The sequence below is a fragment of the Bacillus sp. V59.32b genome, from assembly GCF_003429085.1.
GTDB lineage: Bacteria > Bacillota > Bacilli > Bacillales > DSM-1321 > Peribacillus.
Window position 1 is genome coordinate 1 of the sequence record NZ_QVTC01000066.1, and the last position, 14,318, is coordinate 14,318.

Below are 14,318 nucleotides of genomic sequence, written 5' to 3' on the forward strand. Positions count from 1 at the left end.
CCCCGACGCACAGGACGTGCTAGTGCCGACGAAGACATAAGGACGTGGCGGTTTTAGTCGGCCTCGAGGTCATAAGAGGCAGGTGTTCTTCCTGCCCCTTTCCGGGCTTCCACAGGAAGTGGTGACGTCAGCGTTCGTCACAGGACGTGACGGTTTTTAGCTGATGTTCCTTGACTGGCCATCCTGCAAGGGGTGGCTTATGCTTGTCGGAGGCCCACACGATGTGGGTCAGAACGACGAAGACATAACGATGTGGCGGTCTTAGTCGTTCTTCCTTACTTGCAAGGCGCTTCCGCTTTTCTTTACACCTGGTCGCTTCCGAAGAAGTTACGGAAGGATTGAAGTGTGGTGTCGCGGTTTAGTGCTGCGATCGATGTTGTTAATGGAATGCCTTTCGGGCAAGACTGCACACAGTTTTGGGAATTCCCGCAGTTGGCAAGTCCTCCATCACCCATGATTGTGTTCAAGCGTTCGGCCTTGTTCATTTCCCCGGTTGGATGGGCATTGAATAGACGCACCTGTGAAAGTGGAGCAGGTCCGATGAAATCGGAATCGCTGTTTACGTTCGGACAAGCTTCTAGACAAACACCACAAGTCATGCATTTGGACAATTCATATGCCCATTGACGCTTTTTTTCCGGCATACGAGGTCCTGGCCCAAGATTGTATGTGCCGTCGATCGGAATCCAGGCTTTTACTTTCTTTAATGAATCGAACATCCGGCTGCGATCTACCTGAAGGTCACGGACCACAGGGAATGTACGCATTGGCTCAAGCCGGATTGGCTGCTCCAATTTGTCGACTAGCGCTGTACATGATTGTCTCGGCTTCCCGTTAATGACCATGGAGCAAGCGCCGCAGACTTCTTCCAAACAGTTCATATCCCATGTAATTGGTGTTGTTTCCTGGCCATTCACAGTAACAGGGTTACGGCGAATTTCCATCAACGCGGAAATCACATTCATATTTGGACGGTACGCTAATTCGAATTCCTCTGTATAAGGGGCTGACTCAGGTGTATCTTGCCGGGTAATTACAAAACGTACTGTTTTAGTCATAGTCTCAGCCATTCCTTACTCCCCCTTTTTCTTTGAATAATCACGTTTACGAGGTTGAATAAGTGATACATCAATCTCTTCGTAGTGGAACGCAGGTGCAGTGTTGTGTCCTGTAAACGTAGCCATCGTAGTCTTCATGAACTCTTCATCATTACGGTCCGGGAATTCCGGTTTATAGTGAGCCCCGCGGCTTTCGTTACGATTATAAGCACCGATTGTAATCACTCGTGCCAGTTGTAGCATATTTTGAAGCTGTCTCGTGAAGGTCGCTCCCTGATTGCTCCACTTAGCCGTATCGTTAATATTGATGTTTTGATAACGTTCCAGCAGCTCCTGAATTTTCTGATCTGTTTGAAGAAGCTTGTCATTATAACGTACTACTGTCACGTTATCTGTCATCCATTCTCCTAATTCTTTGTGGAGAACGTACGCGTTTTCTGTACCATTCAAGTTCATGATGTGATTCCATTTTTCTTCTTGCTGTTTTGCGTGATTGTCATAAACAGTGGAAGAAACTGCATCCGAGGTTTTCTCCAAGCCGTTAATATACTTAACAGCATTAGGCCCAGCCACCATACCGCCGTATATAGCAGAAAGAAGCGAGTTAGCGCCTAATCGGTTTGCACCGTGCTGAGAATAATCAGCTTCACCGGCTGCAAATAACCCTTTGATATTAGTCATCTGGTCATAATCGACCCAAAGGCCGCCCATTGAATAGTGAACAGCAGGGAAGATTTTCATCGGAACTTTGCGAGGATCATCGCCCATGAATTTTTCATAGATTTCAATAATGCCGCCAAGTTTAATATCAAGCTCTTTCGGATCTTTATGGGAAAGGTCAAGGTAAACCATGTTTTCGCCATTGATGCCAAGCTTTTGGCTTACGCAAACATCGAAAATTTCACGTGTAGCGATATCACGCGGTACAAGATTACCATACGCTGGATACTTCTCTTCAAGGAAGTACCAAGGCTTTCCGTCTTTATATGTCCAGACACGTCCACCTTCACCACGGGCGGATTCACTCATTAAGCGGAGTTTGTCGTCGCCAGGCAATGCAGTCGGATGGATTTGGATGAATTCACCGTTCGCATAGTGTACTCCTTGCTGATAAACGATGGATGCTGCTGAACCTGTGTTAATGATGGAATTCGTAGATTTCCCAAAAATGATTCCAGGTCCGCCGCTTGCCATGATCACAGCGTCACCAGGGAACGATTTAATTTCCATCGAAGTCAAGTTTTGTCCAACGATCCCGCGGCAAATCTCTTCATCATCTATGACCGCGCCAAGGAATTCCCAGCCTTCGTATTTCGTTACAAGCCCTGCCACTTCATAACGGCGGACTTGCTCGTCCAACGCGTATAAAAGCTGCTGTCCTGTTGTCGCTCCGGCAAATGCTGTACGGTGGTGCTGCGTCCCCCCGAAGCGGCGGAAATCAAGCAGACCCTCCGGCGTACGGTTGAACATAACCCCCATACGGTCAAACATATGAATAATGGATGGTGCCGCCTCGCACATTGCCTGAACAGGAGGCTGGTTAGCGAGGAAGTCCCCTCCATAAATCGTATCATCAAAGTGGATATATGGTGAATCGCCTTCACCTTTTGTATTAACCGCTCCGTTAATTCCGCCCTGAGCACAAACAGAGTGAGAACGTTTTACCGGAACCAATGAAAATAAATCAACCTGTTGTCCAGCCTCTGCCGCTTTGATGGTAGCCATTAAGCCGGCCAAACCACCGCCGACGACGATAATTTTACCTTTACTCAACCTTGCTCACTCCCTCTTAATCCAATCTCAAAGCCTTCGCAAGCTTCGAAAAATATCATCTCTATTTTTTCATTAAACGAATGCTAGAATAGCGCTGACTCCCACGTAAGAAAGTACAACAAAGACTACTATTGTTACATATGTAGAAATTCTTTGTGACTTCGGAGAAACTGTTAATCCCCAGCTTACCGCGAATGACCATAACCCGTTTGCAAAGTGGAATGTAGTGGAAATGACACCGATGATGTAGAACGCCAGCATGAACGGGCTGGAAAGGATACTCTCCATCATATTAAAGTCCACATGAGCACCAAATGCTGCCTGAACTCTTGTTTCCCAAACATGCCACACCACAAAAATGAAAGTTATGATACCAGTCACACGCTGGAGCATGAACATCCAGTTTCGGAAATATCCATATCTGCCAACATTATTTTTCGCTGTAAAGGCGATATAGACACCGTAAATAGCATGATACGCTAACGGTAAATAAATAATAAAAATCTCAAGCCAGATACGGGCTGGCAACCCACCCATAAATTCAGATGCGCTGTTAAACGACTCTTCTCCTCTTGTTGCGAAGCTGTTGACAAACAGATGCTGGATCAAAAACAGACCAACTGGAATGACTCCCAGTAAAGAATGCAGTCTGCGATTGGCAAACTCACGATTTCCTGCCACAAAGTGCCCCCCCTTAAATAATTACATCATCTTTCTGTTAAATCACATTTCATTTACTGTTTGTTTAATTGAAAGAAAGAAAGATATGATTCTACATTTCTTACAATTATGTGACATGTCCATTTTACTCTTCACTTTTAGAAGCGTCAAGAAAACGGATACACAAATCTTTTTCCAAAATAGAAATATTTAAAATATTTAAAGTTAAAGAATAATGCCTTTCCTTCTCTTGTGTTTCTAACTATATTTATAGATATTTCACTATAATGTATCGTGATTTCTAAAATATCTATAATCTTATTAAAAAAATACTGATAACCTACAAAAAAAGTATATAATGTAGGTACAGAGAAAGGGGACAGCGATGAAAAAAGATACTACGGATTTACTACTAGAGAAAAAAGAAAATGACCAATCCCAAATCCCCGCATTCGGCTATGAACTAGTGAGAGAAATTTTACTGGATGACATTCTCGGCAAGGATTCTCCTCAAATCCTCTATTGGGCTGGGAAAAGAATGGCGAGAAGATTTCCTCTTACTGAAAAAGATGAAATCATTGCTTTCTTTCAAAGTGCCGGCTGGGGTCATCTTGAAGTATTGAAGGAATCCAAAGATGAAATGGAGCTAGTCCTGAACGGTGATACCGTTGCCAGACGTTTTGATGTAAATGAACACTGCCACTTCCAGCTTGAAGCGGGATTTATCGCAGAACAAATTAGCCTTCAAAAGAAACTTCTAACAGAAGCCATAGAAGAGCCTAAGCGCCGTGCTAAAAAGGTCATCTTCACAGTTAAATGGGATAAAAAGGACTCATACGTTTAATACATGTTTATCAATGCCAGACCCCTTCACAACTTATGTTATTGCGATTAGTTGTGGGGGACCGGCCGTTAGACTGTCTTACGCTTTGACAGCTGCCCTTTCGTCAAGATTAAAAGCGACGTGAAGTGCTTCTACCGCTTTAACCATATGCTCCGCGTTAATCACTGTTGACACCTTGATTTCAGAGGTGCTCACCATCCTTATTTGCATCCCTGAGTCAGCCAATACTTCGAACATTTCTGCCGCAACTCCCGGATTGGATACCATTCCGGATCCTACAATGGAAACCTTCGCAAGCCCACTTTCCGTTTCCACTCTGTCAAATCCAAGAGTGTCCTTGCTCTTTTCGAGGACATTCAGTGTATCTTCAAGGTCAACCGTTTTAATTGAATAGGATAGGTTAGTAGTTTGTTCTTCCGTGATGCTCTGGATAATGATATCTACATTTATATGATTTTTAGCGAGTAACGTAAAAATACCAGACAAAGTACCGCGAGTACTCGGGAGCCCGAAGATGGTTACCCTTGTAATTCCATCCTCAAACGCAATGCCTCTGACAATTAAGTTTTGTTCCATCGTTGCTTCCTCCTCGATTAATGTGCCCGTTTCTTTTTCGATGCTTGAACGCACTTCAAGCGGAATTTGATAGTTTTTCGCAAATTCTACAGCCCTTGGATGCAGAACTCCCGCCCCTAAATTGGCAAGCTCCAGCATTTCATCATAGGAGACGGATTGAAGCTTTCTTGCCCCCTTGATGTAGCGCGGATCGGTTGTAAAAACACCGGTCACATCGGTATATATGTCACAGCGGTCGGCATTTAATGCTGCCGCAAGAGCAACAGCGGTCGTATCTGATCCACCCCTGCCCAATGTTGCGATTTCTCCGCCTTCTGTCATCCCCTGAAAGCCAGCTACAACGACAATCTTTCCAAGCTCTAGCTGTTTTTTTATCCTTGAAGTGTCAATATCCAGGATTCTTGCATTCCCGTGAACAGGTTCTGTCTTGATTCCTGCCTGCCATCCTGTGAAGGAAATGGCTTCATGGCCTTTTTGCAGCAATGCCATTGTTAGCAGTCCGATGGTGATCTGCTCACCTGTCGTCAGCAGCATATCCATTTCCCGTTTGCTCGGAGCAGAAGAGATTTCCTTCGCCATTTCCACCAGTTTATCTGTTGTCTTGCCCATTGCCGATACAACAACCACAACCTCATTTCCCTGCTTTACTTCCTCAATGACTCTTGTAGCGACATTATGTATCCTGTCAATATCTCCTACTGACGTGCCGCCAAATTTCTGAATGATCAATCCCAAAATGCTGCACCCTCTCTGATTTTTTTACAATAAAAAAAGCAATGAGAAATATCTCATTGCTGTGATTAACGTAAGAATCATTTACGCCGGACACAGTGAGATAGCTCTCCAAGAAAAAATCTTGACAATCGGCCATTTATTTAATGGCAGACCAGCCTGCAAACAGGTATGAGTCCTGTCTGGCTTCGGCGATTTCCCCTTTCGGAACCCATCAAAGAAGCTCATACTTCTCCAAGTTCTTACTAATGAATCTCGCACCTCTATCAGCACTTTAAAACAGTAAAGTTTTAATGTTATGAAATTAGTATCGATTATAGCACAGGAATAGTTCAGGAGCAACATCATTCCTGCAATCTTCTCACAATTTCCTCCGCTACTTTCTTTGGTATGCCTGCCTGGATAACCTCTTCCACGCTTGCTTCTTTCATTTTTTTAACAGAACCGAAATGCTTCAGTACTTGTTTCCTCCGCTTTTCCCCAACTCCCTCAATATCATCAAGAAGGGATTGAAAAGCATTCTTTCCACGGATTTGCCGATGAAAGGTAATCGCGAAACGATGCACTTCATCCTGAATTCTTTGGAGCAAGTAGAATTCTTGGCTCCTCCTGTCAAGCGGAACGATTTCCAGCGGATTGCCGATCATCAGCTGGGATGTCCGGTGTTTCTCATCCTTGACGAGCCCCGCAAGCGGGATATCCAGCCCAAGCTCATTTTCAAGAATGTCCCTGACACCTTCGACATGGCCTTTGCCTCCGTCAATGATAATGAGATCGGGCAGCGGAAGTCCTTCTTTCAACACTCGGGAATACCTTCTTCTGACGACCTCTCGCATCGATTCATAATCATCAGGGCCTTGTACAGATTTTATTTTATATTTACGGTACTCCCGCTTATCCGCTTTTCCGTCGATAAAAACGACAAGCGCAGATACCGGGTTCGTTCCTTGGATATTCGAATTATCAAAGGCTTCGATCCGATGCGGGGTATAGATCCCGAGTTGTTGCCCAAGGCTTTCCACAGCTTTGATGGTCCGATCTTCATCGCGGTCTATGAGGGCGAATTTTTCTTGAAGGGCGATGCTGGCATTTTTGTTGGCCAGTTTTAATAGTTCCTTTTTCTGGCCTATTTTCGGATGTACTATTTTTACCTGCAGCAACCCTTCAGCAAGTCCCGCATCAATCGATTCCGGAAGAAGAATCTCCTTCGGCTTAAAGTGGTTGACCATTGAATAAAATTGGCCTAAATAGGTCAGGAGTTCCTGATCAGGTTCATCGTAGATCGGAAATAAGGAAACATCGCGTTCAATCAATTTCCCCTGCCTGATAAAAAAGACCTGTACACACATCCAGCCCTTATCAAACGCAAATCCGAATACATCCCTGTCCGTAAAATCATTGGTCGTCATTTTTTGCTTTTCCATCGTCACTTCAATATTGGTGATTTTGTCGCGGAATTCTTTGGCTCTTTCAAAGTCCATTTCTTCAGCCGCTGCATGCATTTTCTCCGTCAATTCTTTTTTGACATCCTTATAGCCGCCATTCAGAAAGCGGGTGATGTCATCGGTCATTTTTTTATATTCTTGTTCATCGACCTCATACACACAAGGTGCCAGACATTGTCCGAGATGGTAATAAAGGCAGACGCGGTCAGGGAGTGTATTGCATTTTCGTAAAGGGTATATCCGGTCAAGCAGCTTTTTCGTTTCATTGGCCGCCAGAACGTTCGGATAGGGTCCAAAATACTTACCGCGATCTTTTTTCACTTTCCTTGTCGTGATCAAGCGTGGATGGCGTTCCGCCGTAAGCTTGATGAATGGATAGGTTTTATCGTCCTTAAGCATGACATTGTATTTTGGGCTGTGCTTCTTGATCAGGTTCAGCTCAAGTATGAGCGCTTCCATGTCCGACGAAGTCACAATATATTCGAAATCCTCTATTTCATTGACGAGCCTGAATGTCTTTCCATCATGAGAGCCTGTGAAATAGGATCTTACCCGGTTTTTTAAAATCTTAGCTTTTCCTACGTAAATGATCGTTCCCTGGCGGTCCTTCATAATATAGCAGCCGGGTTGATCAGGTAATAATGTCAATTTATCTTTGATGTGCTGATTCATGTACTTCCCCCAATCTCCATCAGCTCCATGATCTATATTGAAATTCAATTCGCGAAAATACTCTACTCAAATATACTATAAAACGCGCTTTAATGCCTTCATTTGTTACGGTTCATAAGGTAGTGTCTCCTTATTTGTCTCAAAAGAAAGCACAAAAAAACTTCAAGCATAGGCTTGAAGTTTTTTTATTGTATTAAGCGTGTTTTGATACCAATTCAGCAAGAGCTTCTTTCGGCTGGAAGCCGACAACTTTATCCACTACTTCGCCATTTTTGAAAAGAAGAAGTGTAGGAATGCTCATAACGCCAAACTTACCAGCTGTTTCCTGGTTTTCATCAACATCCACTTTAACAATCTTTACTTTATCGCCCATTTCAGAATCTAGTTCTTGAAGGACGGGAGCAATCATTTTACAAGGACCGCACCATGGAGCCCAGAAATCTGCAAGAACAAGACCTTCTCCTGTTTCATTTGTGAAGGATTGATCTGTTGCATTTACAATAGCCATAATTATAGCCTCCTTAAAAAGTACTATGTTGAAACTACACACAGTATATCATTGTTATCTTCAAACACGCTATTTATTTGCTCATTGCTAACATACCCGAAATGACACGATCTATACAGTCTAAACTGAAGGCATTTGCCAATGGCAAATGCCTTCAGTAAACTCTCTTTTTGTTACGCGTTAACCTTAAGCTTCTTGAATTCTTCAGTTAGCATTGGAATAACTTCGAAGAGGTCCCCGACGATTCCATAATCAGCCACTTTAAAGATGTTTGCTTCAGGGTCTTTGTTAATCGCAACAATTATTTTAGAGTTTGACATACCCGCTAAATGCTGGATTGCTCCTGAGATACCGGCCGCAATATAAAGATCAGGAGTAACCACTTTACCTGTCTGACCGATTTGCAGAGAGTAATCGCAATAGTCAGCGTCACACGCACCACGGGATGCCCCTACGGCTCCGCCAAGGACTTGGGCAAGCTCTTTTAACGGTTCAAAACCTTCTTCGCTCTTCACGCCGCGGCCGCCCGCTACGATTACTTTCGCTTCTGAAAGGTCTACACCTTCGCTCGCTTTGCGGACTACATCTTTAATGATTGTACGCAGATCCTTGATTTCCACTGATAAGGAAGAAACATCGCCTGAACGGGATTCGTCTTTTGCAAGCGGCTCGATGTTATTTGGACGAATTGTCGCAAATACAACGCCCTCTGTCACGATTTTCTTTTCAAATGCTTTCCCGGAATAGATCGGGCGCGTAAATACAAGGTTTCCTCCAGCTTCTTCAATGGAAGTAACGTCTGATACAAGACCAGAATTTAGTTTGCTCGCAATTCTTGGCGCAAGGTCTTTTCCTAGCGATGTATGGCCGAAGAAAATTCCTTCTGGGCTTTCTGCGTCAATTACAGCAAGCAATGCTTGGGAATATCCATCAGAAGTATATTGCTTTAATTTTTCATCTTCAACAGTGATGACACGGTCAGCACCGTATGCGATCAATTCATTTCCGAGTGTACTGACACTGTCCCCTACCAAGACACCTACTACTTCTCCGCCTTCAGCAGCAAGCTTGGCAGCTCCAATAGCTTCAAATGATACGTTTCTTAGTGATCCGTCACGTGTTTCTCCCAATACGAGAACTTTTCTAGCCATTATAAAAACCTCCTGCTTGATTTTTAGATATCATGTTATTTACAAACGCTGGCCTTCAATTTCCAACGTTAATCAGATAACTTTCGCTTCCGAGCGAAGCAATTGTACAAGCTCGGACACTTGCTCGTTGATTTCACCGCTTAGCACTTTTCCGGCTTCTTTTTGAGGAGGAAGGAAAACTTCAACCGTTTTTGTTTTAGCTTCCACATCATCTTCATCCAGATCTAAATCATCCAATTCCAATTCCTCAAGCGGCTTCTTCTTCGCTTTCATGATTCCAGGTAAAGAAGGATATCTGGGCTCATTCAACCCTTGTTGGGCTGTTACAAGCAATGGAAGAGAAGTTTCAATCACTTCTGAGTCTCCTTCAACATCGCGTGTAACGCTTACATTTTCACCGTTTATTTCAAGCTTGGTAATCGTTGTGATATAAGGGATATTCAAGATTTCGGCAACACGTGGGCCAACTTGTCCAGAACCGCCGTCAATCGCAACGTTTCCACCTATAATGAGATCAGCTTCTTTATCTTTCAGATACTCAGCTAATATTTTGGCTGTCGTAAATTGATCGCCATTCTCGATGTCATCTTCGGTGTTGATCAAAACCGCCTTATCAGCACCCATTGCCAAAGCTGTGCGCAACTGCTTTTCGGCTTCTTCATTGCCAACCGTGACAACGGTTACTTCCCCACCCTGAGCATCGCGTACTTGAATCGCTTCCTCGACAGCGTACTCGTCGTAAGGATTAATGATAAATTCTGCTCCATCTTCATTGATTTTGCCATTTGAAAGAGTAATTTTCTCTTCTGTATCAAAGGTTCTTTTCAAGATTACATAAATATTCACGATAGTCCCTCCCGGTATATTAGGTTTTGAAGATTGTGATAATTATTAATAAAAGAATGCACTCGGTCATCCAGAAACCGACCAAGGCAGTCTGTTTATACAATTTAATAAGGAACGGTTACTTCCCTTTAAAAACAGGCTCTCTTTTTTCAATGAAGGCGCTGATTCCTTCTTTTGCATCTTCAGATACAAATACAGTTCCGAAGCTTTCCGCTTCTTTCTGTACACCTTTATAATAATTCTCGTGTTTCGTATAGTTTAATAGTTCAATAGCCGCTTTAAGGGCAATCGGACTCTTTTTCGCAATCTTGAATGCCAGTTCCTTTGCCTTCGGCCATAAATCTTCCTCTGCATAAGCATGGTTGGCAAGCCCGTACTCTGCTGCCTCTTTACCCGAAATCGGTTCACTCGTAAACAACATTTCCGCTGCTTTTGCAGCTCCTACATAACGAGGCAGACGCTGTGTCCCCGCAAAACCAGGCACGAGCCCGAGCTGCAATTCAGGAAGCCCAAGTTTAGCTTTTTCGGTCACTAACCGGATATGACAAGCCATTGCAAGCTCTAATCCTCCGCCTAACGCAGCTCCGTGTATGGCGGCGATAACTGGTTTGGGGTAGTTTTCAATTTTTTCGAACGTTTCCTGTCCATCGGTTGCTAAGCTTGAAAAGCCCTCGCCGCTGTTAACCGTAGTAAATTCCTTTATATCTGCTCCCGCGGAGAAGAATTTACCCTCGCCGTGCAGCAAAACCACCCTGACCTCTTCATTCGTTTCTATTTCGTCAAAAAGGGAAGACAATTCTTTAATAATAGATGAAGATAGGGCATTTGCAGGTGGTCTTTGAATGGTAACAAAAGCAACTCCGTTCTCAATTGAATAACGTAAGAATTCCATTTTCTCACCTTCCTCTAATCATAATAAAAAAACTGCTTGCTATCTAGATAGGTGTAATATGGAGGGATGCTCTCGCATCCCTTGCCAGTATTACTTTTTGCAGCCGCATCCGCCTATCAATAACTGATGTACAGAATTCGCGAGTTTCGGCAATGCATACTTTTGTTCATTCATAACCCAGGTTGTTGCGGTCTCATCAATGGTGCCAAAAATCATTTGCCGTGCCAGCCGGTTATTGAGATCCGCGGAAAACTCCCCGCTTTCTTTGCCTTCGAGGATAATATGGTCAATGAGTTTCAAATATCCACGCAAAACACTATTAATGCGCAATCTTAGCTCTTTGTTGGACTGCCGCAATTCAAGCTGAGTGACAATCGCGAGATGAGAGTCGTCTGAAAGTATTTGAAAATGTCTTTTAATCAATACTAACAGTTTCTCCGCTGCATTCGGTTTTCCTTTAATTTCTTCTTCAATTTGTTCAACAAGATACCCTAATTTCTCATGGAATAGTGATATTAAGATATCCTCTTTGTTTTTGAAATAAAGGTATATGGTTCCGTCAGCCACTCCGGCTTGTTTGGCAATCTTGGAAACCTGGGCTTGATGATAGCCGTTTTCAGCGATGGCGATCACGGCGGCATCAATGATTTGTTTGTATTTAGGTTTGTTTCTGTTCACAGGACTTCCCCTTTCAGAGAAAATGAATGAATCATCATTCATATTCTCATCATAGAATGCTGTCCCTTTGCTGTCAAGAAAAACTGTATAAACATTAACGAAAAATATCTTTTAAAGCATCCATCACTATTCTACCGGAAATCATCCAGGTTGTCCTATTTCCGTTTAAAAAAATAAAGGGTTCCGAATGTTACGCTTGCTTGGCTTCGTCGGCTATTTTCTTTGTCTCTTCTTCGACAAGAGCTCTTCTTAATATTTTACCTACCGTTGTTTTAGGAAGTTCATCCCTGAATTCATATTTCCTTGGAACCTTATAGGAAGCAAGATGCTTTCTGGCAAATTCATTTAGCTCTTCCTCCGTGACAGTTGCGCCTTCTTTTAAGACGATGTAAGCCTTGACCGTTTCACCGCGGTATGGATCCGGCACTCCCGCAACGACAAGTTCTTGGATTGCTTCATGCTCATATAGCACTTCTTCGATCTCTCTCGGGTAAATGTTGAATCCGCCTGCAATGATGGTATCCTTTTTACGATCTACGACATAAAAGAATCCTTTTTCATCCATATATCCAAGATCGCCAGTTAAAAACCAGCCATTTTTAAAGGTTGCCTCTGTCTCTTCTGGACGATTCCAATATCCTTTCATGACTTGAGGTCCTTTTATCGCTATTTCCCCGATTTCACCGTTCTCGACCGGTTCTCCGGTTTCCAATGATAAAATTGCAGCATCCGTGTCTGGCCAAGGTACACCAATGCTTCCCTTTACTCGTGGCTCATCCCATACAAAGTTCGCGTGCGTAACAGGAGATGTCTCCGAAAGCCCGTATCCTTCCACCAATTTCCCTCCGGTAGCCTTTTCGAATCTTTCCTGGATTTCAACCGGAAGCGGTGCAGATCCGCTGACACATGCGTCAATCGATGATAGATCGTATTTTGCAAGATCAGGATGGCTCAGCAACCCGATATAGATCGTTGGAGCTCCAGGGAATATGGTTGGACGCTGTTTGTGTATCGTTTTCAGAGTGGTAGTGGGATCGAACTTTGGTAATAGTATCATTTTTTGAGCTTGAAGAATCGCAGAGATCATTACAGTTGTCATCCCATAAACATGGAAGAAAGGTAAAATCCCAAGAATGCTTTCTTCTCCTCTTCTCGACTTATAGAGCCATGCTTCACTCATTTGGGCATTCGCCAAGAGGTTTTTGTGGCTAAGCATAACACCTTTTGGAAAGCCGGTTGTTCCTCCCGTATATTGCAGCAATGCCAAGTCATTTTCAATATCTATCGGTATATTTATTTCTTCCGGAACATCACTTTTCAATATTTCCTTTAGCAAGTGGTTGTTTCCTTCATGCTCGACATTTACGACAATGCCATACTCCTTCTTCTGTATAAATGGATAAATGAGGTTTTTTGGAAATGGCAAATAATCTTTGATAGCGGTTACAATTACGTGCTCGATATCTGTAGTTGGGGCCACTTTTGTCACCCGTGGAAATAAAAGATCCATTGTCACAATAGCTTTTGCGCCTGAATCCTTCATCTGATATTCAAGCTCGCGTTCCGTGTATGTCGGATTCGTCTGCACGACGATTCCACCAGCCATTAAGATTCCAAAGTAACTGATGACTGCCGGTGGTATGTTCGGAAGCATGATCGCAACCCTGTCTCCTTTTTTTATGCCAAGCTCTTTCAAATAGGCCGCAAACTTCAGTGAAGACTCATACACCTCTTTAAAAGTTAGCTCCTTGCCCATAAAATGAATGGACACCCTATCCGGAAACTCCAAGCTTGACTCTTTCAAAAAAGACTGCAAAGGTTTCTCTTCATAAGACAAAGTTGTCGGAATTTGTGCAGGATATAATGCCTGCCATGGTCTGTTGTTCATCTTACCCCTCCCCTTAACAATTTTAAAAAAATTCAAACATTTCAATTACATTATAATATAACGAACTTTCTGTGACAAATATAGATAAGCGGAAGGGCCTGAGATGGCCGCTCATATTTTCGGGTATCGGTCGTATATTTGGATCATCGCTCATATATCCGGGGTACCGCTCATATATTTGAATCATTGCTCATATATTCGGGACACCGTTCATATATTTGATCATTGCTCATATTTCCCGGGCATCGCTCATATATTTGGATCATCGCTCATATCTCACGGGCATCGCTCATTTATTCCTATCATTGCTCATATTTCCCGGGCATCGCTCATATATTTGGATCATCGCTCATATATCCGGGGCATCGCTCATATTTCCCGGACATCGCTCATATTTCCCGGACATCGCTCATATATCCGGGACACCGCTCATATATCCGGAGCATCGCTCATATATTTGGATCATCGCTCATATATTTGAATCATCGCTCATATATCCGGGACATCGCTCATATATTTGGATCATCGCTCATATTTCCGGGGCATCGCTCATATATTTGGATCATCGCTCATATATCCGGGGCATCGCTCATAT

Annotated in this window: 12 protein-coding genes and 1 riboswitch; of the genes, 1 reads left to right on the top strand and 11 read right to left on the bottom strand. The window is 43.3% G+C overall.

Annotated elements, in window-relative coordinates; translation table 11 throughout:
• Positions 1-302 precede the first annotated feature (302 nt).
• From sdhB to D0463_RS15125, 3 genes are all read right to left on the bottom strand, one after another.
• Entirely contained in the window at positions 303-1,070 is a 768-nt protein-coding gene (gene sdhB, locus D0463_RS15115; RefSeq protein WP_117308214.1) for a succinate dehydrogenase iron-sulfur subunit, read from the bottom strand.
• 3 nt (positions 1,071-1,073) lie between these two features.
• Complete coding sequence (gene sdhA, locus D0463_RS15120) at positions 1,074-2,831, bottom strand: succinate dehydrogenase flavoprotein subunit (RefSeq protein ID WP_117308215.1); 1,758 nt, start codon at positions 2,829-2,831, stop codon at positions 1,074-1,076.
• 72 nt (positions 2,832-2,903) lie between these two features.
• Positions 2,904-3,512 (bottom strand): succinate dehydrogenase cytochrome b558 subunit, encoded by a 609-nt coding sequence (locus D0463_RS15125; RefSeq protein WP_117308216.1) that lies wholly within the window; start codon positions 3,510-3,512, stop codon positions 2,904-2,906.
• Positions 3,513-3,876: 364 nt separating this feature from the next.
• Here D0463_RS15125 and D0463_RS15130 point away from each other — a divergent pair, with 364 nt between their 5' ends.
• Positions 3,877-4,335: a YslB family protein gene (locus D0463_RS15130; protein ID WP_117308217.1), complete on the top strand. Its 459-nt coding sequence runs from the start codon at positions 3,877-3,879 to the stop codon at positions 4,333-4,335.
• 78 nt (positions 4,336-4,413) lie between these two features.
• Here D0463_RS15130 and D0463_RS15135 read toward each other — a convergent pair whose 3' ends face one another.
• From D0463_RS15135 to D0463_RS15170, 8 genes are all read right to left on the bottom strand, one after another.
• Complete coding sequence (locus D0463_RS15135) at positions 4,414-5,646, bottom strand: aspartate kinase (protein ID WP_117308218.1); 1,233 nt, start codon at positions 5,644-5,646, stop codon at positions 4,414-4,416.
• A gap of 93 nt (positions 5,647-5,739) precedes the next feature.
• A riboswitch (Lysine riboswitch) is annotated at positions 5,740-5,917 on the bottom strand.
• A gap of 70 nt (positions 5,918-5,987) precedes the next feature.
• Positions 5,988-7,760, bottom strand: coding sequence for an excinuclease ABC subunit UvrC (gene uvrC / locus D0463_RS15140; RefSeq protein WP_117308219.1), 1,773 nt, complete (start codon positions 7,758-7,760; stop codon positions 5,988-5,990).
• Positions 7,761-7,953: 193 nt separating this feature from the next.
• On the bottom strand, positions 7,954-8,268 hold the full coding sequence (gene trxA / locus D0463_RS15145) for a thioredoxin (protein ID WP_117308220.1): 315 nt from the start codon (positions 8,266-8,268) through the stop codon (positions 7,954-7,956).
• Positions 8,269-8,441: 173 nt separating this feature from the next.
• The gene (locus tag D0463_RS15150) at positions 8,442-9,419 is read right to left on the bottom strand and encodes an electron transfer flavoprotein subunit alpha/FixB family protein (protein ID WP_117308221.1); all 978 of its coding nucleotides are present in this window, start codon (positions 9,417-9,419) and stop codon (positions 8,442-8,444) included.
• Positions 9,420-9,491: 72 nt separating this feature from the next.
• Positions 9,492-10,265: an electron transfer flavoprotein subunit beta/FixA family protein gene (locus D0463_RS15155; protein ID WP_117308222.1), complete on the bottom strand. Its 774-nt coding sequence runs from the start codon at positions 10,263-10,265 to the stop codon at positions 9,492-9,494.
• A gap of 118 nt (positions 10,266-10,383) precedes the next feature.
• Positions 10,384-11,157, bottom strand: a complete 774-nt coding sequence (locus D0463_RS15160; protein ID WP_117308223.1) for an enoyl-CoA hydratase — start codon at positions 11,155-11,157, stop codon at positions 10,384-10,386.
• A gap of 90 nt (positions 11,158-11,247) precedes the next feature.
• Positions 11,248-11,835, bottom strand: coding sequence for a fatty acid metabolism transcriptional regulator FadR (locus D0463_RS15165; protein ID WP_117308224.1), 588 nt, complete (start codon positions 11,833-11,835; stop codon positions 11,248-11,250).
• Between the two features lie 190 nt (positions 11,836-12,025).
• Positions 12,026-13,723 carry an AMP-binding protein gene (locus D0463_RS15170; RefSeq protein ID WP_117308225.1) on the bottom strand — a complete coding sequence of 566 codons (1,698 nt, stop codon included), beginning with the start codon at positions 13,721-13,723 and terminating at the stop codon, positions 12,026-12,028.
• Positions 13,724-14,318: the final 595 nt, after the last annotated feature.

Coding starts and splice junctions, on each gene's coding strand:
- sdhB (WP_117308214.1), bottom strand. CDS start 1,070: ATGGCTGAGACTATGACTAAAACAGTACGTTTTGTAATTACCCGGCAA.
- uvrC (WP_117308219.1), bottom strand. CDS start 7,760: ATGAATCAGCACATCAAAGATAAATTGACATTATTACCTGATCAACCC.
- trxA (WP_117308220.1), bottom strand. CDS start 8,268: ATGGCTATTGTAAATGCAACAGATCAATCCTTCACAAATGAAACAGGA.
- D0463_RS15160 (WP_117308223.1), bottom strand. CDS start 11,157: ATGGAATTCTTACGTTATTCAATTGAGAACGGAGTTGCTTTTGTTACC.
- D0463_RS15170 (WP_117308225.1), bottom strand. CDS start 13,723: ATGAACAACAGACCATGGCAGGCATTATATCCTGCACAAATTCCGACA.
- D0463_RS15130 (WP_117308217.1), top strand. CDS start 3,877: ATGAAAAAAGATACTACGGATTTACTACTAGAGAAAAAAGAAAATGAC.
- D0463_RS15150 (WP_117308221.1), bottom strand. CDS start 9,419: ATGGCTAGAAAAGTTCTCGTATTGGGAGAAACACGTGACGGATCACTA.